The sequence below is a fragment of the Pseudomonas sp. NBRC 111132 genome (assembly GCF_001320565.1).
GTDB lineage: Bacteria > Pseudomonadota > Gammaproteobacteria > Pseudomonadales > Pseudomonadaceae > Aquipseudomonas > Aquipseudomonas putida_P.
The window spans coordinates 38,017-59,523 of record NZ_BCBI01000034.1 but is presented as its reverse complement, the minus strand read 5'-3'; the positions used below and the strand labels follow the sequence as shown (position 1 = coordinate 59,523).

The following is a 21,507-nucleotide window of genomic DNA, read 5'->3' as shown; positions in this document are numbered from 1 at the left end:
GAAGCGACGACTACAGCGTCTTAGGCCTTGTGGCTGTTGACGTAGTCGATAGCGGCTTGAACGGTAGTGATTTTCTCGGCTTCTTCGTCAGGGATTTCGGTCTCGAATTCCTCTTCCAGAGCCATCACCAGCTCAACGGTGTCAAGCGAATCGGCACCCAGGTCATCGACGAAGGACTTCTCGTTGGTCACTTCATCTTCCTTCACGCCCAGTTGCTCGGCGACGATTTTCTTGACGCGTTCTTCGATGGTGCTCATACCTAGTTTTCACTCCTAATGGACATATGTCAGGCAGCTGGCCGGTGGCTAATTTTATAGAAAGACGTTCGCTTTTCAAGCGAAACGCACCTTCAGGCTAGTCACCGCACCCGCTGCCTGGAATCTGGTTGCAGCTTTATAACGGATTTTAGGCTCGCAGTATGACTCTTTTTTTACGAAATCCGTCACATTGAGTTGCAGTGTTACATGTACATCCCGCCGTTGACCGGCACGGTAGCGCCAGTCACGTAGGCTGCACCGTCGGACGCCAGGAACGAAACCACCTTGGCGATTTCGTCGGCCTGGCCCAGGCGGCCCAGCGGAATCTGGGTCTGCAGGGCTTCGCGCTGCGCTTCTGGCAGTTCGCGGGTCATGTCGGTGTCGATGAAGCCCGGGGTCACCGAATTGACGGTGATGCCGCGCGAACCCACTTCACGCGCCAGGGCACGGCTGAAGCCTTCCAGGCCAGCCTTGGCGGCCGCGTAGTTGGCCTGGCCAGCGTTGCCCATGGCACCGACGACCGAGCCGATGCTGATGATACGGCCCCAGCGTGCCTTGGTCATGCCGCGCAGCACGCCCTTGGACAGACGGTATAGGCTGTTCAGGTTGGTGTCGATCACGTCGAACCACTCATCGTCCTTCATGCGCAGCATGAGGTTGTCGCGAGTGATGCCGGCGTTGTTGACCAGGATTGCCGGTGCGCCGAACTGCTCGGCGATGGCGCCCAGCACAGCTTCGACGGACTCGGCGCTGGTCACGTTCAGTTCCATGCCGGTACCGGCGATACCGTGCTCTTTCAGGGTGGCAGCGATGCGCTCGGCGCCGGACGCCGAAGTGGCGGTGCCGATCACGGTCGCGCCGTGGCGGCCCAGCTCGAGGGCGATGGCCTGGCCAATGCCACGGCTGGCGCCGGTGACCAGTGCAACTTTACCTTGCAGGCTCATGCAAGCTTCTCCAAATCAGGCCAGCGCCGCACGGGTGGCGGCGACGGCGTCAGGGGTATTGAGGTTGTAGGTGGTCACGCCGTCGGCGCAACGCTTGTTCAGGCCAGCCAGAACCTTGCCCGGGCCACACTCGACCAGGTTGACCGCACCATTGGCGGCCAAGGCCTGTACGCACTCGACCCAGCGTACCGGCTGATACAGCTGTGCCAGCAGGTCGTGCTTGAGGGCATCGAGGTCGGCGGCGACTGCGGCGGTGACGTTCTGCACGACCGGGATCTGCGGGGCCTTCCATTCGATGGCGTTGACCGATTCGGCAAAGCGCTCGGCAGCCGGCTTCATCAGGGCACAGTGCGACGGTACGCTGACCGCCAGCGGCAGGGCGCGCTTGGCACCCTTGGCCTTGCACAGCTCCATGGCGCGGTCTACCGCAGCCTTGTTGCCGGCGATGACCACCTGGCCTGGCGAGTTGAAGTTCACGGCGCTGACCACTTGGTCTTCAGCCGCTTCGGCGCACAGCTCAACGACCACAGCATCGTCCAGGCCGAGGATGGCGGCCATGGCACCATGGCCGGCCGGCACGGCTTCCTGCATCAGCTGGCCACGGCGCTCGACCAGGCGAACGGCGTCTGCCAGGGTGATGCTGCCAGCAGCTACGAGGGCGCTGTATTCGCCCAGGCTATGACCAGAAACGAAGGCTGGCTGTGCGCCGCCCTCTTCCAGCCACAGGCGCCACAACGCGATGGACGCGGTGAGGATGGCCGGCTGGGTCTTGTCGGTCTGGTTGAGTTGCTCCTCCGGGCCTTCCTGGACCAGCTTCCACAGGTCGTAACCGAGTGCCTTGGAGGCCTCCTTGAAGGTTTCGACGATCACTGGCTTCTCGGCGCCGAGTTCGGCGAGCATGCCCAGCGACTGGGAACCTTGACCGGGAAAGACGAATGCGAGAGATGCAGACATAGAACAAGCCCTTATGATCTTGTCGTCGGATAGGGTGCGCCAGGCCCTGGGCCAGGCGCGGAATCTGAAAACTTGGATGGATGCACAGACCAAGCGGTCACATTTAAGCACTTCATGGGCAAAACGCCTAAAGCAACAGGTCTTCGAGGCGCCCATGCAAGCGCTGCGGCAGGTTTTCCTGAATCTCGATCAACGCCCGCTGAATGGCACTCTGAAAGCCCTGCACGCCCGCCGAGCCATGGCTCTTGATGACAATGCCCTGCAACCCCAGGAAGCTCGCACCATTGTGCCGCGCCGGCGCCAGGTCAGCCTGCAGGCGTTTGAGCAGCGGCATCGCTACCGCCCCGGCGGCCCGCGATAACACGCCACCCTTGAACAACTGCTCGATGCGCGCGCCGATCATGGTTGCCAGCCCCTCGCTGGACTTGAGCAGGATATTGCCGACAAAACCGTCGCACACCACTACATCAGCCTCGCCACGGTACAGCCCGTCACCCTCGACAAAGCCTACGTAGTTGAGCCCACGGGCGTTCTGCAACAGGCTGGCCGCCAGCTTGACCTGCTGGTTGCCCTTGATGTCCTCGGTGCCGATATTCAGCAGCGCCACACGCGGCCGATGCACGCCCAGCGCCTGGGCGGCCACCGAGCCCATCACAGCGAACTGGTAGAGGTTCTCGGCGCTGCAATCGACGTTGGCCCCCAGGTCGAGCAATTGGCAGTAACCCGCCTGGGTCGGAATCGCCGCCACCATGGCTGGCCGATCGATACCCGGCAAGGTCTTGAGCACGAAGCGTGATAGCGCCATCAGCGCACCGGTATTGCCAGCACTGACGCAGGCCTGAGCCTTGCCGTCGCGAACCAGCTCAAGGGCGATGCGCATCGACGAGTCCGGCTTGCCGCGCAACGCCTGAGATGGCCGCTCGTCCATGCCGATCACCTCACTGGCGGCGACAATCTGCAGGCGCGCGCGATCCGCAGCCGCAAGGCCGCTGACAAGATCTTCTAGGAGGGAGGGTTGACCGACGAGGGTCAGGTGCAGCGAGGGGGTAGCCGAAAGGCAGGCAATGCTAGCCTGGACAATGCTGCGGGGACCGAAGTCCCCGCCCATTGCGTCGATCGCGATGATCTGAGCGGACAAGGATTACTCGTCAGCGCCCTTATCGACCACTTTGCGACCACGGTATACGCCTTCTGGCGAAACGTGGTGGCGCAGGTGAACTTCACCGGTGGTTTTCTCTACCGACAGCGCGTTTTCCGACAGGGCGTCGTGCGAACGGCGCATGTCACGGGCAGAGCGGGATTTTTTGTTCTGCTGAACAGCCATAATTGATTAACTCCTAAACGTTTGGGTCACGCTTTAACTGCGCCAAAACACTGAACGGGTTGGACCGCGATACCTCGTCCTTGCTCGAATCGGGCTCGTCTGCGCCCGCCGGCTGCTGGCATTCTTCCGGATGATGAGCAGGCACGATTGGCAAGGCGAGCAGAAGCTCCTCCTCGACCAGCGCCTGCAGATCCAAAGGATCTTCGCCCAGTTCCAGCACGTCATAGCCTTTCGGCAACGACTGGGTATTCGCACCCTCCTTCACCACGGCGTAAGTACATTCGCTGTGGATCGGTAGGGTGACCAGCTCAAGACAACGCTGGCAAACCATCTTGACCTCGACGTCCAGCTCGCTGTGGATAACCACCACGTGCTGTTCATCTCGTTCAAAATCGAACTTCGCCTGCACCGTACCGACATTGTCGGAAAGCGGGTCGCAGAGTCTTTCCAAATCAGCGAGTTGCAGCGAACCGTTAAGGGTTACGCCACGATCGGCTAATTTGCGCGGGTCAACGTGAGGTGGAATCGGGTCATTCAACATAGGCGCAGCATTCTAGGGATGCCCCCCGCCCCTGTCAAAGGAAATTAGGCGGCATCGTGCGTGATAGAATTGGTTCAACCGAACCCGGAGTCTACCATGCTTCCTTTGTTACTGGCTTCCAGCTCTGCCTATCGCCGCGAACTGCTTGCACGCCTGCGCCTGCCCTTCACCTGGGCAAGCCCCGACATAGACGAGCAGCGCCTGGCCGACGAGCCTGCCGTAGAGCTGGTACGCCGGCTTGCCAGACAAAAGGCCGAAGCCCTGGCAGACAGCAACCCAGGGCATTTGATCATCGGTTCGGACCAGGTGGCCGTGTTGGGCGAGCAGGTGCTGGGCAAACCCCACACCTTCGAGCGGGCTTGCGAGCAGCTGCTGGAGTGCAGCGGGCAGCAGGTGAGCTTTCTGACCGGACTGGCATTGCTCAACAGCGCGACCGGGCACTGCCAGGTGGACTGCGTGCCATTTACGGTGACGCTGCGCGAATTGAGCAGAGAACGGGTGGAGCGCTATGTGACGGCGGAACAGCCGCTGGATTGCGCCGGGAGCTTCAAGGCGGAGGGTTTAGGGGTAAGCTTGTTCCAGAGCACGCACGGGTGCGATGCGACCAGCTTGATCGGCCTACCATTGATTCGATTGGTGGATATGCTGACCAAGGAAGGCGTTGTCATCCCTTGAGACTTGGGGGCGCTTGCGCCCCCAGCGACCTCAGCGCGAATCAGCGCAACTGCGGCCCTTGAAAGCCCATCCACATCGCCAGGTGCTCAGCCACGCTGGCCCCCACGCGCTTGGAGAAGCGATCGAACGGCGATTCCTGCACGGTGAAGTCGACCAACTCCTTCTCACCAACGATCTCGCGCGCTACATAGCTGGCACTGCCCAGCCCATCCACCAGCCCTAGCGCCTTGGCCTGCTCACCCGACCACACCAGACCACTGAACAGCTCCGGGTGCTCCTTGTCCTTCAGCCGCCCGCCGCGCCCCTGCTTGACCATGGCAATGAACTGGTTGTGCGTGGTGTCCAGCACGCCCTGCCAGAATCGGGTCTCTTCGGGCTTTTCCGGCGAGAACGGATCAAGGAAGGCCTTGTGCTCGCCTGACGTGTAGGCGCGCCGCTCCACCCCCAGCTTCTCCATGGTGCCGACAAACCCATAACCGGCCGCCGTCACACCGATCGAGCCCACCAGGCTGGCCTTGTCGGCGTAGATCTCGTCCGCCGCACTGGCAATGTAGTAAGCCCCGGAAGCACCAAGGTCCGAGATCACCGCATACAACTTGATGGCCGGGTATTCGGCACGCAGACGACGGATTTCGTCATACACGTAGCCTGCCTGCACCGGGCTGCCACCCGGGCTATTGATACGCATCACCACAGCCTTGGTCTTGCTGTCCTTGAACGCATCGCGCAGGCTCTTGACGATGTTGTCGGCGCTGGCAGCCTCCTGATCGGCAATCACCCCACGCACCTCGACCAGCGCGGTATGGCTGGCGCTGCGCGAGGCGGCCTTGTCCATGTCCATCAGCGGGGTGAACAACACCAGGATGCCGAACAGGTAGACGAAGGTCAGCAGCTTGAAGAAGATCCCCCAGCGCCGCGAGCGGCGCTGCTCCTGCACGCTGGCCAGCAAGGTCTTTTCCAGCAGCTTCCAGCTTTTGCGCTCTTCGCGCTCCTCGGGCTCGGCCTCGGGGGCCTTCCATTCGTCTGCCATGCTTACCTACCTTGGAAGTGGAATTGCAGTACCACCCAGCCACTCGCGCAGCTGGGAAAAGTGATCGATGCAAACCTGCGGCCCAAACTCGGCCAGCGCCTGTAGCGACATGGCACCATAGCCCACCGCCACCGAATGCATGCCGGCATTGCTGGCCATCTGCAGATCGAATGCAGAATCTCCGACCATCAGCGCACGCCCCGGTTCGACGCCGCAATGCGCGAGGATCTCCTCAAGCATCAGCGGGTGCGGTTTACCACGGGTTTCGTCGGCAGCGCGGGTGATGTCGAAGAACTGCTCCCAACCATTGGCCTTGAGCACCCGATCCAACCCGCGACGAGCTTTGCCGGTGGCCACCGCCAGGCGGTAACCCTCGGCGCGGAAGGCATCCAGCGACTCGACCACGCCCTCGAACAACGGTGAGGGCTGCTGATCCAGCGCCATGTAGATATCGGCATAGTGCTGACGAAAGCGCTCCACCTGCGCAGGCGCCAGGTGCGGGTACAGCGTATGAATGGCCTCGCCCAGGGCCAGGCCGATGATGCCCTTGACTGCATCGTCGCCACTGGGCGCCTCGCCAGCACGCTCGGCGGCGGCGTTCATCGCCTCAACGATACGCCCGATGGAATCAGCCAGCGTGCCGTCCCAGTCGAAAATCAGTAGCTCATAGCCCTTTTTCATAGATCAGGATGCACTCAAACGCTCAATGGTTTTCGCCCACACCTCATCCACCGGCGCCTCGAGTTTAAGCTCGCCTCCGTCCGGCAGCGGCACGGTCAGCGCATAGGCATGCAAGAACAGGCGCTTGCCGCCCAGCTCGCGAATCTCGCGACTGAAGTCTTCGTCACCGTATTTGCTGTCGCCGGCAATCATGTGCCCGGCGTGCAGGGTGTGCACACGGATCTGATGGGTACGACCGGTGATCGGGCGCGCCTCGACAATGGTGGCGAATTCGCCAAAACGGCGCAGCACGCGGAACAGGGTCAGTGCCTCCTTGCCCTCGTCGTTCACCTCGACCATGCGCTCACCGGAACGCAGGTTGCTCTTGAGCAATGGCGCATTGACCTGTTTTTTCGAGGTCGGCCAATGGCCACGCACCAGCGCCATGTAGCGCTTGTCGACACCATCGCCGCGCAGGGCGGCATGCAGGTGGCGCAGCATGCTGCGCTTCTTGGCGATCATCAGCAGGCCGGAGGTGTCGCGATCCAGGCGGTGCACCAGTTCCAGCTCCTTGGCATCCGGGCGCAGTTGGCGCAGCGCCTCGATCACCCCAAAGCTCAGGCCGCTGCCGCCGTGCACGGCAATGCCGGCGGGCTTGTTCATCACGATCAGCGCCTTGTCTTCGTAGACAATCGCGGCCTCCAGGCGCTGCAACAGGCCCTGGGCCACCGGTGCCGGTTCGTCACGTTCCGGCAGGCGGACGGGCGGCACCCGCACGATGTCGCCGGCCTGGATTTTGTACTCCGGCTTGACGCGGCCCTTGTTGACCCTCACCTCACCCTTGCGCAGGATGCGGTAGACCAGCGTCTTGGGCACGCCCTTGAGGGCCGTGATGAGGAAATTGTCGATGCGTTGGCCGGCAAGCTCCGGCGCGACTTCGATCAGCTGAACGCCGGAAGTCGGAGGGGTATTGGTCGTCATGGCGGGATCATAACAATTTTTTATGGAATTGAAGCACTTAATCATTGCTGCTATAGTCGCGAACGCCGCCAAAAGCGGCAGGCCAGCGGCACCAGGCTCTTCGCCGGTCCCTGACCTTCGCAATTCTCCAGGACGCGAGGCCGTCCTACGGGGTTTTCGCCAGTTTACCGAATTGCCTGGAATCGCCACCAGCGCTGTGTAGAGAAGACCGAAAAAAAACGACAAGTGCGGTGTTTCACCTGCTTACCCGATTCTTTTCGCTGCACCTCTGCCCGCGAGTCGCTTCCACGCAACGCCCGGCGAATGCTTCGGAAATACCTGCCTTGGACATGAATGGCGCCAGCGCAGAACCAGCGCTGGCGAAAAATGCAACCCGTTGCGGATTCAGCGCGCGGCAGCACCCGAATTATCAGGGATACGTGCAGGGTGGAGATGCACAGCCCTCGGACCGTGTAGCACCGCGTCCGGCCACCAGCCCACTCACGGCTGGCGAGCGGATAAGGTCCTGAACAGATGCCTCCGGGCGTCCACGGCTGACGGTTGATTCCTCCTCCTGACTGAGTGCACAAGGCCCGCTTGGTTGATTCGGATACCTATTCGAAGCCACCGGGGCCTTGTTGGCACCGCAGCAAACAGGACGCGTCGTCGCGACAACGGCAGGCTGGGCAACCGGCTGGTGCCGAACGTCGCTCGACACGGGGGTGGCCCGGCCACCCTTTGCGCACCTTGGCACCGACCATGAGACGTCGTGTGTGCCGAACGCCGTTTCCGGCAGCCCGGAAACCGACGGTACAACATGAAAAGAATGCTGATTAACGCGACTCAACCCGAAGAGTTGCGTGTAGCCCTGGTGGACGGCCAACGTCTCTACGACCTGGACATCGAGTCCGGTGCGCGCGAGCAGAAAAAGGCCAACATCTATAAAGGCAAGATCACCCGCATCGAACCCAGCCTCGAAGCCGCCTTCGTCGACTTCGGCTCCGAACGTCACGGCTTCCTGCCGCTGAAAGAAATCTCCCGCGAATACTTCAAGAAGGCCCCTGAAGGCCGGGTCAACATCAAGGAAGTACTCAGCGAAGGCCAGGAAGTCATCGTCCAGGTCGAGAAGGAAGAGCGCGGCAACAAAGGCGCCGCCCTCACCACCTTCATCAGCCTGGCTGGCCGCTACCTGGTTCTGATGCCCAACAACCCGCGTGCCGGCGGCATCTCCCGCCGCATCGAAGGCGAAGAGCGCAACGAACTGCGTGAAGCCCTGAACGGCCTGACCGTGCCGGGCGACATGGGCCTGATCGTGCGCACTGCAGGCCTGGGCCGCAGCAGCGAAGAAATGCAGTGGGACCTCGACTACCTGCTGCAGCTGTGGACCGCCATCAAGGAAGCGTCCCTGGACCGCGCCGCGCCATTCCTGATCTACCAGGAAAGCAACGTCATCATCCGCGCCATCCGCGACTACCTGCGCCAGGACATCGGCGAAGTGCTGATCGACAGCATCGACGCCCAGGAAGAAGCCCTCACCTTCATCCGCCAGGTGATGCCGCAGTACGCCAGCAAGGTCAAGCTGTACGAAGACAGCGTGCCGCTGTTCAACCGTTTCCAGATCGAAAGCCAGATCGAGACCGCCTTCCAGCGCGTGGTCGACCTGCCTTCCGGCGGCTCGATCGTGATCGACCCGACCGAAGCCCTGGTGTCCATCGACATCAACTCGGCGCGCGCCACCAAAGGCAGCGACATCGAAGAAACCGCCTTGCAGACCAACCTGGAAGCGGCCGAGGAAATCGCCCGCCAGCTACGCCTGCGTGACATTGGTGGCCTGATCGTCATCGACTTCATCGACATGACCCCGGCGAAAAACCAACGCGCCGTGGAAGAACGCGTCCGCGAATGCCTGGAAGCCGACCGCGCCCGCGTGCAGGTTGGCCGCATCTCCCGCTTCGGCCTGCTGGAAATGTCCCGTCAGCGCCTGCGCCCGTCGCTGGGCGAAAGCAGCGGCATCGTCTGCCCACGCTGCTCCGGCACCGGCATCATCCGCGATGTCGAGTCGCTGTCGCTGGCCATCCTGCGCCTGATCGAAGAAGAAGCCCTGAAGGACCGCACCGCCGAAGTGCGTGCCCAGGTGCCGATCCCGGTGGCCGCGTTCCTGCTCAACGAGAAGCGCAACTCGATCACCAAGATCGAACTGCGCACCCGTGCGCGCATCATCATCTTGCCAAACGACCACCTGGAAACCCCGCACTTCGAAGTCCAGCGCCTGCGCGACGACAACCCGGAAGTGCTGAACAACCAGTCCAGCTACGAGATCGCCGCCGCCGAAACCGAAGAAGCGCCGCAGCCGACCGCCACCCGCACCCTGGTACGTCAGGAAGCTGCTGTGAAAACGGCCCCGGCACGCGCCAATGCGCCGGTACCGGCCGCCGCTGAAGAGCCGCAGGCTGCCGCACCGGTCGCCCCTGCCCCGAGCGCTCCGGAGCCAAGCCTGTTCAAGGGCCTGGTGAAGTCGCTGGTCAGCCTGTTCGCCGGCAAGGACGAGCCTGCCGCCGCACCGGTGGTTGCCGCCGAAAAACCGGCCGCTGAGCGCAGCCCACGCAACGAAGAACGCCGCAACGGCCGCCAGCAAAGCCGCAACCGCAACGGCCGCCGCGACGAAGAGCGCAAGCCGCGTGAAGAACGTGCCGAGCGCGCACCGCGCGAAGAGCGCCAGCCACGCGAGGAACGCGCACCGCGCGAAGAGCGTGCACCACGTGAAGAGCGCGCCCCACGCGAAGAACGTGCGCCGCGCGAAGAGCGTGCACCACGTCAGCCACGCGAAGACCGCCGCAGCAACCGTGGCGAAGAGCGCGTACGCGAGCTGCGTGAGCCGCTGGATGCTACCCCGCCAGCCGAACGCGAAGAGCGCCAGCCGCGCGAAGAACGTGTAACCCGCGAAGAACGAGCTCCACGCGAAGAGCGTGCACCGCGTGAAGAGCGTGCTCCACGTGAAGAGCGCGCACCTCGCGAAGAGCGTGCCTCTCGTGAAGAACGTGCTCCACGCGAAGAGCGCGCCCCTCGCGAAGAACGTGCTCCACGTGAAGAACGTGCCCCGCGCCCACCACGCGAAGAGCGTCAGCCACGTGCCGCAGAAGAAGCGGCCGAACAGGCTGCCGAGCTGGCCGAAGAGCAACTGCCAAACGATGAGCTGCTGCAGGACGAGCAGGAAGCCACCGATGGCGAGCGCCCGCGCCGCCGCTCGCGTGGTCAGCGCCGTCGCAGCAACCGTCGTGAGCGCCAGCGCAACGCCAATGGCGAGCTGATCGACGGCGAAGAAGAAGGCAGCGAAGAGCAACCACAACAGCACCAGGCCACCGAGCTGGGTGCCGAACTGGCCGCCGGCCTGGCAGTGACTGCCGCTGTTGCCACCAGCAACATCAGCACCGACGCCGAAGCCCAGGCCAACCAGCAGGCCGAGCGCGCCACCGCTGAAGTCGCCACCGCAGCAGAAACTGACAACAGCGAAGCCGCCCAACCCGTCGAGCAGGTTGAAAAGGTAGAGCAGGTCGAAGCTGTCGCCAAGGCTGAGGAAGTGGCCGTAGCACCTGCGGTCGAGCAACCGGTCAGCGAGCCAGTGGCCGTGGTCGAGGCAACCGCCGAGCCTGTGGTCGAAATCGCTCCGCAGGCCGCCGTCGAAGCGACACCTGTTGTCGAGCCGGCCGTGGTTGCCGAAACCGTGGCTGCTGAAGCGCCAGTGGAAGCCCCAGCCGTGGAAGCCGGTGAAATCGAACAGGCCCCGGCCGTTGTCGAAGCGGCTTCGGTTGCCGAGCAACCCGCACCGGTAATCGAAGCTCAGCCAGAAGCAGTGGCCGAGCCTGCACCCGTGGTCGTCGAACCTGCAGCGATCGAAGCCCCAGCCGCAGTAGAGCCGGCCACCGTCATGCTGGCGAACGGCCGCGCGCCGAACGACCCGCGTGAAGTGCGCCGTCGCAAGCGTGAAGCCGAGGCTGCCGCCAAAGCCGCACAGGAAGCTGCCGCCACCGAGGAGCCAGCCCTGGAAGCCGCCGATGAGCACAAGCCTCATCACGGTTGATAGCCAAGGCTGAATAAAAAGCCCCGCCAGTGCGAACTGGCGGGGCTTTTTCTTGGCCAAGTGAACGTGGTCGCTGGGTTGGGGCCGCTACGCTGCCCCCTTCGATCAGTAGAGGTTAGGCTCCATTTCCAGCTCAACCCCGAAACGCTCCAGGATATCCGCCTGGATCCGCAGCGCCAGCGCCTGCATCTGCGCCCCGCTCGCCTGGCCATAGTTGACCAACACCAGCGACTGCAGGCGATGCACGCCCGCATCACCATCGCGATGCCCTTTCCAGCCCGCCTGTTCGATCAACCAACCCGCCGCCAACTTCACCCGGCCATCAGCCTGCGGATACGCCACAACGGCCGGATACTGCGCACGAATATGCTCGACCAGACCAGCCGGCACCACCGGGTTCTTGAAGAAGCTCCCAGCATTGCCAAGTTCAGCCGGGTCCGGCAGCTTCTCGCGGCGAATGCTGCAAATTGCATCACTGATCGCCTGCGCAGTCGGCTCGGTTACGCCCTGTTCCGCCAGGCGCTGACGCACTGGGCCGTAATCCAGATGGGCCTGCAGGGTGCGTGTCAGGGCAAAGCGCACACGCAGGATCAACCAGCGCCCGGGGTTGCGCTTGAAAAGACTGTCGCGGTAGCCAAAGGCACACTCCGCCAAACCGAAGTCACGCAGCTCGCCGGTCTCGCGGTCCAGGGCTGTCAGGCCGGCGAATACGTCCTTGATCTCTACCCCATAAGCACCCACGTTCTGCATGGGTGCCGCGCCCACGGTGCCAGGGATGAGGCTGAGGTTCTCCAGCCCGCAATACCCCTGCGTCAATGCCCATTGTACGAATGCATGCCAAGGCTCACCGGCCTCGGCCTCGACCACGACGCGCTCGCCATCGTCACTGAGCACGCGCCGGCCACGGCTGGCCATGTGCAGCACCAACGCATCGATATCACGGGTCAGCAGCAGGTTGCTGCCGCCACCGATCACCAACACCGGGAGGCCTTGCTGCTGCGCCTGGCTCAGCGCCTGGCGTACCTGCAGGTCATCCTGCGCCTGGCTGAAATAGCGCGCCTTCACGTCGATACCGAAGGTGTTGTAAGGCTTGAGCGATACCTGCTCCTGCCACTGCACTGTCATAGCCGCCCCTTGATTTCCAGCACCAGCGCCTGGCAAGCCGCTTCGACCAGGTCGAGCACCTGCTCGAACCCGTCGGCGCCGCCGTAGTAAGGATCTGGCACTTCATCCAGCGCCCCCTGGTAGCGGCGCAGGAACAAGTCGAGCTCACCCACTGCAGTGGACGGGCGCAGGGCGCGCAAATCGCGCAGGTTACTCTCGTCCATGGCCAGAACCAGGTCGTATTCGGCAAAGTGCGAAGCCCTGACCTGCTGGGCGCGCTGTTGCGACAAGTCGTAACCGCGCGCCAGCGCCGCCTTGCAGGTACGGCTGTCTGGCGCCTTGCCGACATGCCAGTCGCCGGTACCGGCCGACGCCACCTGCACCTTGTCGGCCAGCCCGGCGACCTGCAATTGATGGCGCAGCACGCCTTCGGCAGTGGGCGAGCGGCAGATGTTGCCCAGGCACACGAACAGAACGCGCATCAGGCCTCCAGCAAGCGCCGTACGCGCTCCAGGTCTTCGGGGGTATCCACACCCACGGCAGGCGCCTCGATAGCGTCCTCGACGTGAATGCGCACGCCGTGCCACAGCGCACGCAGTTGCTCCAGCGCTTCAGTCTGCTCGAGCCAGCATGGGCCCCAGCCGACGAAGTCTTGCAGGAAGCCGACGCGGTAGGCGTACATGCCGATGTGACGGCGATACGGCACGCCCTCCGGCAGCACGTTGCGGTCCTTGGCAAAGGCATCGCGAGCCCAGGGCAGCGGTGCACGACTGAAAGTCAGGGCCAGGCCGTTCTTGTCGCTCACCACCTTGACCGCATTGGGATTGAACACGGCTTCCGGCTCATGGATGGGCTCTGCCAGGGTGGCAATGCCAGCCTCCGGGTGGGCTGCCAGGTTGGCGGCCACCTGATCGATGATCACCGGTGGGATCAGCGGCTCGTCGCCCTGCACGTTGACCACGATGGCATCAGCCGGCAGGCCGAGGTGCGCGACCACTTCAGCCAGGCGGTCGGTGCCGGATTCATGGTCGGCACGGGTCATCAGCACTTCGGCGCCAAAGGCCTGGCAAGCTTCGAGGATGCTGGCGTCGTCGGTGGCGATGACCACGCGGCTGGCACCGCTCCTGCGCGCCTGCTCCCACACATGCTGCACCATCGGCTTGCCGGCGATCGGCAACAACGGTTTGCCCGGCAAACGCGTGGAGCGCAGCCGGGCGGGGATCACCACGGTGAAGTTCAGGCTCATTTGTCCAGACGCTCGTCGTCGGTCAGGGTACGCGCCTCGCTTTCGAGCATGACCGGGATACCGTCGCGAATCGGGTAGGCCAGGCCCGCGCCCTTGCTGATCAGCTCGGTCTTGTCGGCGCTGAGCTTGAGCGGGCCTTTGGTGATCGGGCAGGCCAGGATATCGAGCAGTTTGGTGTCCATTGAAAGCTTCCTTTAGGCCAGGTGGCCGGAAATTGAAAACGGGCTTAGGGCTTGCGCAGCAAACGCTGTAGCTGGTTGTCGAACCAGGCGCTGAAAGCCGGCGTGGGCTGTGCCTCGACGGCCAGGTACCACCAGTCGTCAGCGGCAAAGGCCCGGCATTTCACCGCGTCCTTCTCGGTCATCACCAGCGGTAACTGCGGGCTGAAGGCCAGGCTCTGGGCGCTGAATTGCGCATGGTCGGCGAAGGGGTGCGGCACCGGCTGCCAGTTTAGCCCCAGCAGGGTATTGAAGAAACGTTGCGGGTTACCGATACCGGCCACCGCATGCAGGCGCTGGCCTGCGGGGAAATGGTCGAGCGCACGGCGCTCGCCGCTGCGCAGGTTAACCAGCGCGGACGGCTGCAGGCAAAAGCCAAAGCCATCGGCGCGGTCAGCATTGGCACCATTGAACAGCACGGCATCTGCATCCAGCAGGCGTTCGGCGGGCTCGCGCAAAGGGCCGGCCGGCAGGCAGCGGCCATTGCCCAGGCCACGGGCGGCATCGATCAGCACCAGCTCCAGGTCACGGGCCAGGCGGTAATGCTGCATGCCGTCGTCGCACAGGATCAGGTCGAGCGGTTCGCTGGCCAGCAACGTCTGCACGGCGCGGGAACGGTCGGGGTCGATCATCAGCGGCACGCCGGTGCGCTGCACGATCAGCAGCGGCTCGTCGCCCGCCTGGTCGGCGCACTGATTGGCCTGCACGCGCCAAGGTAACTGCGGCGGCTTGGCCCCATAGCCACGGCTGACCACGCCCACCTTCAGCCCCTGTTGGCGGCAGTGTTCGATCAGCCAGAGGATCATCGGCGTCTTGCCGGTGCCGCCCACGGTGATGTTGCCCACCACGATCACCGGCACTGGCGCCCGATAGCTGGCGCTTTCGCCACTGAGAAAACGTGCCCGTTTGCGCGTGACCACACGGCGATACAAAGCCTCCAGCGGTCGCAGCAGCGCCAAAGCCGGGTGCCCGGCGTACCAGGCGGCGAGCAAACGGTCGGCGAAAGCCATCAAGGCGTGCCCTGGGCCGCCTCGACGGTGGTCATGCGCAACTGGCTGAAACCGAGCTTGCCGGCGGCATCCATTGCGGTGACCACAGCCTGATGCGGGGTCTTGCCGTCGGCGCTGATGGCCAGCGGCAGCTTGTTGTCGCCGCCCGACTCACGCTCGATGGCTTCGCTCAAGGTGGCCAGGTCGCTCTTGGGCAGCAGGTGGTTGTTCACCGAATACACGCCTTCGGCGCTGATGGTGATTTCCACCAGCTTGCCCTGATCGGCCGGCGCCTGCTCGGCACTGGCAGCTTCAGGCAGCTCGACGCGCAGCTGGGTCTCGCGAGTGAAGGTGGTGGTTACCACGAAGAACAGCAGCAGGACGAACACCACGTCGATCAGCGACGCCAGGTTGATGTCGACGTTTTCCCGCTGGCGATTGCGCCGGAACTTCACGCCTTGCCTCCGGCCACTTCCACTTCACGGTCGCCCTGGATCACTTCCACCAGCTTGATCGCTTCTTGTTCCATGCCCACCACCAGCTCATCGATGCGGCGCAGCAGGAAACGGTGGAAGAATACCGCCGGGATACCGACCATCAGGCCGGCCGCCGTGGTAACCAGGGCCTTGGAGATACCACCGGCCAGCACGGCGGCGTTGGCGGTCATCTGCGAACCCATGAAGGCGCTGAAGATGTCGATCATGCCCAGTACGGTGCCCAGCAGGCCCAGCAACGGAGCCATGGCAGCGATGGTGCCGAGGGTGCTGATGTAGCGCTCCAGTTCGTGGATGACACGCGAAGCGGCTTCCTCGATGCACTCTTTCATGATTTCACGACCATGGCGCGAGTTGGCCAGGCCCGCAGCAAGGATTTCGCCCAGTGGCGAATCGGCGCGCAAGGCTTTGAGCTTGTCACTGGTCAGTTGCTTGTCCTTGATCCACATCCACACCTGGCCCAGCAGGTGCGGCGGGGTGACGCGGCTGGCGCGCAGGGTCCACAGGCGCTCGACGACGATAGCCATGGCAGCGATGGAACTCAGAATGATCGGCAGCATCATCCAACCACCGGACTTGACCAATTCCCACACAGTAAACGCCCCTTCGGAAAAAGGCCGCCACTCTACCATAGGACCGCTGGGGGCTCATCTGCCGGAGGTCAGGGAATTGCGACCTCACGCCAGAATCGCCGCTGCACCCGCACACCTTCCGCTTCCCCGTGCCGCCCCAGCACCACCCGCAACGCCCCCTCCACCGCCGTGTCATGCATCACCGCCCCGTGCCGCCGATACCGCTCCACGACCTGCGCATGCGGGTGCCCGAAGCTGTTGTTGCGCCCACGCGAAACCAAAACCCCACGCGGTGCGGTAGCACGGATGAACGCCTCGGTGGACGAACTGCGGCTGCCATGGTGCGGAGCCTGCAGCCAGTCGATTCCGGGCACTTCAGTGGCTGCCAGCCAGGCCCGTTCGGCGCCAGCCTCCATATCACCAGCCAACAACAATCGCTCGCCCTGGGCCTCGACCAGCAGCACGCAGGAGCGGTCGTTGCTGCTCTGCCCATCAGCCCAGTGCCACAGCGAAAAGCGCACGCCGTCCCATTCCCACTGTTCACCACTCACACAAGGCTGCAGCTCAAAGTGTTCCAGCGCTTCACCACCGACAACCCGCTTGACCGGCAAACCCCGCTGAATGGCCCCCGCCCCACCCGCATGGTCGGCATGCGCATGGCTGATCACCATCAGGTCTAGGCTGGCCACCCCCAGCTTATGCAAAGTCGGCAGTACCACCCGCTCCCCCAGGTCACTTTCGCCCCTGGCCGGCCCGGCGTCATACAACAGGTTGTGATGCTGGGTACGCAACAGCACCGCCAGCCCCTGGCCAACGTCCAGCTGCCAGACCTCGACTTGCCCGAGCGGCACCGGCTCCCTGGGCACCCACAGCGCCAGCAGCATCACCGCTCCCAACGCGCGCAGCGGCACACCGCGGGGTAGCAAAACCAACAACGCACCCAGACAGACCAACAGCCAGGCCCACAGTGGCAAGGCCGGCGGCACCCATGCCGGGCGCTGCTGCGCCACCAGTGCCAGCAGCCGGAACAGCCAATCCAGCAAGCCGCCCGCCAGCCACAACAGCGCCTCCCCTACGCCGCCCAGCGGCAGCAACAACGTACCCAGCAACGCCAACGGCAAAACCGCCAGGCTGATCCACGGCACTGCCACAAGGTTGGCCAGCGGTGCAGTCAGGCTTACCGGCAAGCCTGTAGCCAGCAGTACCGGTAGCAAGCCGATGGCAACAACCCATTGCGCACGCGTCCAAGCCTGCCAGGGCCGCCAAGCGCCCAAGCGAGCACTGAAGCAATAGATCAGCGTGGCCACGGCAGCAAACGACAGCCAGAACCCAGGAAGCAGCGCCGCCAGCGGCTCAACCAGCAACACCGCAACGAGCGCCAGCAACAAGGGTAAAAAAGCCCCAAGGTGGCGAAAGCGCAGGCGCCAGAGCAACACCACAGCCAGCATCAGGCAGGCGCGCTGCACGGGCACACCGCCGCCGGCCAACCAGCCGTAGCCCAGCGCCGCGGTCATGGCCAGACCGCAGGCCCAGGGTAGCCATGGCAGCCGTGCCGGCCACAGCCCCCAACGCGCCAGCACGGCAACCAGGCCGTAGAGCAAACCGGCGACCAGGCCGATATGCTGGCCAGAAATTACCAACAGGTGCACCGTGCCGGTGGCCTGCAATGTCTGCCAGTCCTCCCTGGCCAGGCCCGCTCCATCGCCCAGCACCAACGCCACCAACGCTTGCTCACGACCATTGGCCTCGACCGCAAGCAAGCGCTGACGCAGCGCATCGCGCCAGCCACCGGTCACGGGAGCCAGCAGCTGCCCCGCCTTGACCGTGCCCGTGGCGCCCACTCGCCGCGCCAGCAAATAGGCCTCCCGGTCCGGCCCATGCGGATTGAGCAGCCCAGCCGGACGCTGCAAGGTCACGGCCAGCCGCCACTGCTCGCCCGCCCTCAGTGTCGGCCCTTCGAACCAGCTCAATTGCAGGCGCTGCGGCAGTTCGGCCCGCCGCGAGCGTGCCGCCTCCAACTCGAAACGCACGCCTTGTGCTGTTCGGGTCGGCAAACCAACCACCCGCCCTTCCAGCCACAGGGTGCGGCCATCCAGACCGCTAGCCAGGCGATCATCGAGCGCCTGCTGCGCAGACCAGCAAGCCCAACAGAAGCCCAGGAGAAAACAGCCCAACGGCCAACCCCGGGTAAACAGGCTGACGACAGCGCAGCCGGCCAGCACCAGCAGCCATCCGACCGATGGCAACGCGGGGAGAAAGCCCAGGCACAAAAGCCCGAGCGCGAGCGCAAACATCCCTGTGCGCATGAGGTAGAGCTCCAGAAGGCAAATTACCTTCTGAGGCATAGCCCATTTGCCGGCAACGCTTGCTCAACAATTGTCACAAACTCTAAACGAGCCTGAGCAGGATTAAGGGCATACTTCCCGGATCAACGCTCCGGGAGCCTACATGCCGCGCCGACTTTTCAAACGCTACATGCCGGACCCGACCAGCATTCGGGAACACAAGTCCTTACGCTTTTTCGGCAAGTTGCTGCACGACCCGAACCTCTGGCACCTGAACCGCCATTCGGTGGCACGGGCCATGGGCGTTGGCCTGTTCGCCGCGCTGATCCCGATGCCCGCGCAGATGCTACTGGCTGCCGCGCTGGCCATTCCGGTGCGCGGCAACCTGCCGATCGCCGTCAGCCTGGTGTGGCTGACCAACCCACTTACCATGCCACCTGTGTTCTTCGTCACCTACATGACAGGCGCCTGGCTGATGCAGGTGCCGCCACGCAGCTTGCCCGATGAGTTGACCTTCGAGTGGATCACCGACCAGTTGGCCACGGTGTGGCAACCGTTTCTGCTGGGTTCGGTCGTGTGCGGGGTGGTGCTGGGCATCGTCGCCTACTTCACCACCCTGTTGTACTGGCGCTGGTGGATTGGCCGGCAGTGGCGCCGGCGCAAGCTCAGGTGTTCGCAGCAGGGGTCATGCACGCATGCCGCGACCGCTGACCAGCAGGCGCACGCACAGCAGGTAGAGCACCGCAGTGGCCACCAGCATGAAGGTGATCGCCGTGCCAATGCTGATATCCGACACCCCTAGGATGCCGTAGCGGAATGAGTTGACCATGTGCAGCACCGGGTTGGCCAACGACACGGTCTGCCAGAACGGCGGCAGCAGGTTGATCGAGTAGAACACGCCGCCCAGGTAGGTCAGCGGCGTCAGCACGAAGGTCGGGATGATCGAGATATCGTCGAAATTACGGGCGAACACCGCGTTGACGAAGCCCAGCAGCGAGAAGATGGTGGCAGTGAGCAGCACCACGATCACGGTCACGCCCAGGTGATGCACCTGCAGGTCGGTGAAGAACATCGACAAAATGGTCACGATCACCCCAACCGCCAGACCGCGCAGCACGCCCCCCAGTACATAGCCGACCAAGATGGTGTGCGGCGACACCGGCGACACCATCAGCTCTTCGATCGAGCGCTGGAACTTGCTGCCGAAGAAGCTCGACACCACGTTGCCATAGGAGTTGGTGATCACCGACATCATGATCAGCCCCGGCACGATGTACTGCATGTAGGTGAAACCACCCATATCGCCGATCTGCCGACCGATCAGGTTACCGAAGATGACGAAGTACAGCACCATGGTGATCGCTGGTGGCAGCAACGTTTGCGGCCAAATGCGCAAGAAGCGCCGCACCTCGCGGTAGACGATGGTGTTCAGGGCGACCCAGTTGGTGCGCAGTTCCACACTCATACGGCCACCTTCGACAAGTTTTTTTCCACCAGGGACACGAACAGCTCCTCAAGTCGGTTGGTCTTGTTGCGCAGGCTCTGCACCTCGATGTTCTGCAGCGCCAGCTGGCCGAACAGCGCGGTGATGCCGATGTCCTTGTCCACCTGCACCTCCAGGGAATGCGGGGTCAGCAGCCGGCTCGGGTAGCCTTGCAGCACAGGTGCACTGGCCAGGTCCTGCTTGAGGTCGAGCACGAAGGTTTCCACATGCAGCTTGCCCAGCAACTGGCGCATGCTGGTGTTCTCGACGATGGTGCCGTGGTCGATGATGCCGATGTTACGGCACAGCTGCTCAGCCTCTTCCAGGTAATGGGTGGTGAGGATGATGGTGATGCCCTTCTGGTTCAGCTCGGTGAGGAAGCTCCACATCGAGCGACGCAACTCGATGTCCACACCCGCGGTGGGCTCGTCAAGGATCAGCAGGCGCGGCTCGTGGATCAGCGCGCGGGCAATCATCAGGCGGCGCTTCATGCCGCCGGACAGCGAACGCGACTGCACATCACGCTTGTCCCACAGGCCCAATTGGGTCAGGTACTGTTCGGCGCGTTCCTTGGCCAGCTTGGGCGGGATGCCGTAGTAGCCGGCCTGGGTCACGACGATGTCGAAGGTTTTTTCGAACTGGTTGAAGTTGAACTCTTGCGGCACCACGCCCAGGCAACGCTTGAGCGCCGAGGGCTCGCGGTCCAGGTCGTGGCCAAACACGTTCACCGTGCCACTGGTCTTGTTCACCAGGGTGGAGAGAATGCCGATGGTGGTGGACTTGCCGGCGCCGTTGGGGCCGAGCAAGGCGAAGAAGTCGCCTTCGGCAACATCGAGGTCGATGCCTTTGAGGGCCTGAAAGCCATTGCCGTAGGTCTTGGTCAGCTGTCGGATGGACAGGGCGGAACTCATAGCGGGTCACTTACCGAGGAAAAAGGTGCAGGACACGCCAGGTAAAGTCACTGGCGCAGTGAGTACGGCCATGGTGCAAGGCAAGGCCGCACAAGTACAGTCACATCTATTGATAATGACTATCGAAGCAGGGTCAGGTGAGCGCCGTCATCACCGCGGCCTGGTAGGCCGGGCGCTGTTTCAGGCGCTCATACCAGGCTTCGAGATGGTGCATGGCCGGGCGTTCGATGGGCATTTCGAACCAGGCGTAGATAAAGCTACCCAGTGGGATGTCGCCCATGCCGATCTGGTCACCGGACAGATACGGCTGCTTGGCCAAGGTTTCGTCGGCAATGGCCAGCAATTGCGCGCACTGCTTGTGCGCGGCGTTGATCGCCACCCAATCGCGCTGGTCTTCCGGGGTGCGCAAAAGGCCCCAGAACAGCGGGCGGAAGGGTGCGGCGAAGGACGAGGTGGTCCAGTCCATCCACTTGTCGGCCAGGGCGCGCTGGCGTGGGTCTTCGAGGTACCAGCCCTGCTCGGCGCCGTACTCGGCGCACAGGTAGCGGACGATGGTGTTGGATTCCCACAGGGTCAGGTCGCCGTCTTCGAGCATCGGCACCAGGCCGTTGGGATTGCGGGCGCGGTAGTGCGGCTCGTTGACCACACCGAAAGCGCCGCCGGCGTCGATGGAGTCGAAGTCCAGGCCCAGCTCGTGGGCGATCCACAGCGCCTTGCGCACATTGCTCGAATTCTTGCGACCCCAGATCTTCAGCATGGCAACGTCCTTATGAATGCACAGG

23 protein-coding genes are annotated in these 21,507 nt (G+C 63.5%); 3 read left to right on the top strand and 20 right to left on the bottom strand.

Features of this window, described 5'->3' with window-relative positions; genetic code table 11:
* Positions 1 to 20 precede the first annotated feature (20 nt).
* The 6 genes from acpP to APH35_RS17080 form a co-directional block, all read right to left on the bottom strand.
* Positions 21 to 257, bottom strand: a complete 237-nt coding sequence (gene acpP, locus APH35_RS17105; RefSeq protein WP_012271163.1) for an acyl carrier protein — start codon at positions 255 to 257, stop codon at positions 21 to 23.
* Positions 258 to 460: 203 nt separating this feature from the next.
* A complete protein-coding gene (gene fabG, locus APH35_RS17100; RefSeq protein WP_060515143.1) occupies positions 461 to 1,201 on the bottom strand; it encodes a 3-oxoacyl-ACP reductase FabG in 741 nt (246 codons plus the stop codon).
* Between the two features lie 15 nt (positions 1,202 to 1,216).
* Entirely contained in the window at positions 1,217 to 2,155 is a 939-nt protein-coding gene (gene fabD / locus APH35_RS17095) for an ACP S-malonyltransferase (RefSeq protein WP_012271161.1), read from the bottom strand.
* A gap of 127 nt (positions 2,156 to 2,282) precedes the next feature.
* On the bottom strand, positions 2,283 to 3,293 hold the full coding sequence (gene plsX / locus APH35_RS17090; RefSeq protein WP_012271160.1) for a phosphate acyltransferase PlsX: 1,011 nt from the start codon (positions 3,291 to 3,293) through the stop codon (positions 2,283 to 2,285).
* A 3-nt stretch (positions 3,294 to 3,296) separates the two neighbouring features.
* Positions 3,297 to 3,479 (bottom strand): 50S ribosomal protein L32, encoded by a 183-nt coding sequence (gene rpmF, locus APH35_RS17085; protein WP_003247154.1) that lies wholly within the window; start codon positions 3,477 to 3,479, stop codon positions 3,297 to 3,299.
* Positions 3,480 to 3,492: 13 nt separating this feature from the next.
* Entirely contained in the window at positions 3,493 to 4,020 is a 528-nt protein-coding gene (locus tag APH35_RS17080) for a YceD family protein (RefSeq protein ID WP_012271159.1), read from the bottom strand.
* Between the two features lie 96 nt (positions 4,021 to 4,116).
* Here APH35_RS17080 and APH35_RS17075 point away from each other — a divergent pair, with 96 nt between their 5' ends.
* Entirely contained in the window at positions 4,117 to 4,695 is a 579-nt protein-coding gene (locus APH35_RS17075) for a Maf family protein (protein ID WP_060493581.1), read from the top strand.
* A gap of 40 nt (positions 4,696 to 4,735) precedes the next feature.
* Here the strand turns inward: APH35_RS17075 and APH35_RS17070 are convergent, their stop codons facing one another.
* Genes APH35_RS17070 through rluC form a run of 3 tightly spaced genes read right to left on the bottom strand, consistent with a single transcriptional unit; the run spans position 4,736 to position 7,366 of the window.
* A complete protein-coding gene (locus tag APH35_RS17070; RefSeq protein ID WP_060515142.1) occupies positions 4,736 to 5,725 on the bottom strand; it encodes a S49 family peptidase in 990 nt (329 codons plus the stop codon).
* 6 nt (positions 5,726 to 5,731) lie between these two features.
* Positions 5,732 to 6,406, bottom strand: a complete 675-nt coding sequence (locus APH35_RS17065) for an HAD family hydrolase (protein WP_012271156.1) — start codon at positions 6,404 to 6,406, stop codon at positions 5,732 to 5,734.
* Positions 6,407 to 6,409: 3 nt separating this feature from the next.
* Positions 6,410 to 7,366: a 23S rRNA pseudouridine(955/2504/2580) synthase RluC gene (rluC, locus tag APH35_RS17060; RefSeq protein ID WP_060493582.1), complete on the bottom strand. Its 957-nt coding sequence runs from the start codon at positions 7,364 to 7,366 to the stop codon at positions 6,410 to 6,412.
* Between the two features lie 796 nt (positions 7,367 to 8,162).
* Between rluC and rne the strand changes: the two genes are divergently transcribed.
* Positions 8,163 to 11,423: a ribonuclease E gene (rne, locus tag APH35_RS17055; RefSeq protein ID WP_060515141.1), complete on the top strand. Its 3,261-nt coding sequence runs from the start codon at positions 8,163 to 8,165 to the stop codon at positions 11,421 to 11,423.
* A 105-nt stretch (positions 11,424 to 11,528) separates the two neighbouring features.
* Here rne and murB read toward each other — a convergent pair whose 3' ends face one another.
* From murB to APH35_RS17015, 8 genes are all read right to left on the bottom strand, one after another.
* Positions 11,529 to 12,548 carry a UDP-N-acetylmuramate dehydrogenase gene (murB, locus tag APH35_RS17050; protein ID WP_012271153.1) on the bottom strand — a complete coding sequence of 340 codons (1,020 nt, stop codon included), beginning with the start codon at positions 12,546 to 12,548 and terminating at the stop codon, positions 11,529 to 11,531.
* Entirely contained in the window at positions 12,545 to 13,009 is a 465-nt protein-coding gene (locus APH35_RS17045) for a low molecular weight protein-tyrosine-phosphatase (RefSeq protein WP_060493584.1), read from the bottom strand. Before APH35_RS17045 ends, murB begins: the two co-directional genes overlap by 4 nt.
* Positions 13,009 to 13,773: a 3-deoxy-manno-octulosonate cytidylyltransferase gene (gene kdsB / locus APH35_RS17040; protein ID WP_060515140.1), complete on the bottom strand. Its 765-nt coding sequence runs from the start codon at positions 13,771 to 13,773 to the stop codon at positions 13,009 to 13,011. Before kdsB ends, APH35_RS17045 begins: the two co-directional genes overlap by 1 nt.
* Positions 13,770 to 13,955: a Trm112 family protein gene (locus APH35_RS17035; protein WP_003247142.1), complete on the bottom strand. Its 186-nt coding sequence runs from the start codon at positions 13,953 to 13,955 to the stop codon at positions 13,770 to 13,772. Before APH35_RS17035 ends, kdsB begins: the two co-directional genes overlap by 4 nt.
* Before the next feature lie 44 nt (positions 13,956 to 13,999).
* Positions 14,000 to 15,001, bottom strand: a complete 1,002-nt coding sequence (lpxK, locus tag APH35_RS17030) for a tetraacyldisaccharide 4'-kinase (RefSeq protein ID WP_060515139.1) — start codon at positions 14,999 to 15,001, stop codon at positions 14,000 to 14,002.
* The gene (locus APH35_RS17025; RefSeq protein WP_012271149.1) at positions 15,001 to 15,435 is read right to left on the bottom strand and encodes an ExbD/TolR family protein; all 435 of its coding nucleotides are present in this window, start codon (positions 15,433 to 15,435) and stop codon (positions 15,001 to 15,003) included. Before APH35_RS17025 ends, lpxK begins: the two co-directional genes overlap by 1 nt.
* The gene (locus APH35_RS17020) at positions 15,432 to 16,067 is read right to left on the bottom strand and encodes a MotA/TolQ/ExbB proton channel family protein (protein WP_016391244.1); all 636 of its coding nucleotides are present in this window, start codon (positions 16,065 to 16,067) and stop codon (positions 15,432 to 15,434) included. The genes APH35_RS17025 and APH35_RS17020 overlap by 4 nt, the downstream gene beginning before the upstream one ends.
* A 68-nt stretch (positions 16,068 to 16,135) precedes the next feature.
* Positions 16,136 to 18,352 (bottom strand): DNA internalization-related competence protein ComEC/Rec2, encoded by a 2,217-nt coding sequence (locus APH35_RS17015; protein ID WP_012271147.1) that lies wholly within the window; start codon positions 18,350 to 18,352, stop codon positions 16,136 to 16,138.
* Positions 18,353 to 18,494: 142 nt separating this feature from the next.
* Here APH35_RS17015 and APH35_RS17010 point away from each other — a divergent pair, with 142 nt between their 5' ends.
* Positions 18,495 to 19,133: a DUF2062 domain-containing protein gene (locus tag APH35_RS17010; RefSeq protein ID WP_012271146.1), complete on the top strand. Its 639-nt coding sequence runs from the start codon at positions 18,495 to 18,497 to the stop codon at positions 19,131 to 19,133.
* On the opposite strand, the gene APH35_RS17005 is transcribed toward APH35_RS17010, so the two are convergent.
* The 3 genes from APH35_RS17005 to APH35_RS16995 all read right to left on the bottom strand — a co-directional run bounded on the left by APH35_RS17005 (position 19,017) and on the right by APH35_RS16995 (position 21,482).
* Positions 19,017 to 19,796 (bottom strand): ABC transporter permease, encoded by a 780-nt coding sequence (locus APH35_RS17005; RefSeq protein WP_012271145.1) that lies wholly within the window; start codon positions 19,794 to 19,796, stop codon positions 19,017 to 19,019. The two genes, APH35_RS17010 and APH35_RS17005, sit on opposite strands and share 117 nt — an antisense overlap.
* Positions 19,793 to 20,725 carry an ABC transporter ATP-binding protein gene (locus APH35_RS17000; RefSeq protein ID WP_060515138.1) on the bottom strand — a complete coding sequence of 311 codons (933 nt, stop codon included), beginning with the start codon at positions 20,723 to 20,725 and terminating at the stop codon, positions 19,793 to 19,795. The genes APH35_RS17005 and APH35_RS17000 overlap by 4 nt, the downstream gene beginning before the upstream one ends.
* 133 nt (positions 20,726 to 20,858) lie before the next feature.
* Positions 20,859 to 21,482, bottom strand: a complete 624-nt coding sequence (locus APH35_RS16995; protein ID WP_012271143.1) for a glutathione S-transferase — start codon at positions 21,480 to 21,482, stop codon at positions 20,859 to 20,861.
* Positions 21,483 to 21,507 lie beyond the last annotated feature (25 nt).

What these genes read in the sequence shown, in the direction of transcription:
- acpP (WP_012271163.1), bottom strand. Translation starts at nt 257, where the DNA reads ATGAGCACCATCGAAGAACGCGTCAAGAAAATCGTCGCCGAGCAACTG.
- fabG (WP_060515143.1), bottom strand. Translation starts at nt 1,201, where the DNA reads ATGAGCCTGCAAGGTAAAGTTGCACTGGTCACCGGCGCCAGCCGTGGC.
- fabD (WP_012271161.1), bottom strand. Translation starts at nt 2,155, where the DNA reads ATGTCTGCATCTCTCGCATTCGTCTTTCCCGGTCAAGGTTCCCAGTCG.
- rpmF (WP_003247154.1), bottom strand. Translation starts at nt 3,479, where the DNA reads ATGGCTGTTCAGCAGAACAAAAAATCCCGCTCTGCCCGTGACATGCGC.
- APH35_RS17080 (WP_012271159.1), bottom strand. Translation starts at nt 4,020, where the DNA reads ATGTTGAATGACCCGATTCCACCTCACGTTGACCCGCGCAAATTAGCC.
- APH35_RS17075 (WP_060493581.1), top strand. Translation starts at nt 4,117, where the DNA reads ATGCTTCCTTTGTTACTGGCTTCCAGCTCTGCCTATCGCCGCGAACTG.
- APH35_RS17070 (WP_060515142.1), bottom strand. Translation starts at nt 5,725, where the DNA reads ATGGCAGACGAATGGAAGGCCCCCGAGGCCGAGCCCGAGGAGCGCGAA.
- APH35_RS17065 (WP_012271156.1), bottom strand. Translation starts at nt 6,406, where the DNA reads ATGAAAAAGGGCTATGAGCTACTGATTTTCGACTGGGACGGCACGCTG.
- rluC (WP_060493582.1), bottom strand. Translation starts at nt 7,366, where the DNA reads ATGACGACCAATACCCCTCCGACTTCCGGCGTTCAGCTGATCGAAGTC.
- rne (WP_060515141.1), top strand. Translation starts at nt 8,163, where the DNA reads ATGAAAAGAATGCTGATTAACGCGACTCAACCCGAAGAGTTGCGTGTA.
- murB (WP_012271153.1), bottom strand. Translation starts at nt 12,548, where the DNA reads ATGACAGTGCAGTGGCAGGAGCAGGTATCGCTCAAGCCTTACAACACC.
- APH35_RS17045 (WP_060493584.1), bottom strand. Translation starts at nt 13,009, where the DNA reads ATGCGCGTTCTGTTCGTGTGCCTGGGCAACATCTGCCGCTCGCCCACT.
- kdsB (WP_060515140.1), bottom strand. Translation starts at nt 13,773, where the DNA reads ATGAGCCTGAACTTCACCGTGGTGATCCCCGCCCGGCTGCGCTCCACG.
- APH35_RS17035 (WP_003247142.1), bottom strand. Translation starts at nt 13,955, where the DNA reads ATGGACACCAAACTGCTCGATATCCTGGCCTGCCCGATCACCAAAGGC.
- lpxK (WP_060515139.1), bottom strand. Translation starts at nt 15,001, where the DNA reads ATGGCTTTCGCCGACCGTTTGCTCGCCGCCTGGTACGCCGGGCACCCG.
- APH35_RS17015 (WP_012271147.1), bottom strand. Translation starts at nt 18,352, where the DNA reads ATGCGCACAGGGATGTTTGCGCTCGCGCTCGGGCTTTTGTGCCTGGGC.
- APH35_RS17010 (WP_012271146.1), top strand. Translation starts at nt 18,495, where the DNA reads ATGCCGCGCCGACTTTTCAAACGCTACATGCCGGACCCGACCAGCATT.
- APH35_RS17005 (WP_012271145.1), bottom strand. Translation starts at nt 19,796, where the DNA reads ATGAGTGTGGAACTGCGCACCAACTGGGTCGCCCTGAACACCATCGTC.
- APH35_RS17000 (WP_060515138.1), bottom strand. Translation starts at nt 20,725, where the DNA reads ATGAGTTCCGCCCTGTCCATCCGACAGCTGACCAAGACCTACGGCAAT.
- APH35_RS16995 (WP_012271143.1), bottom strand. Translation starts at nt 21,482, where the DNA reads ATGCTGAAGATCTGGGGTCGCAAGAATTCGAGCAATGTGCGCAAGGCG.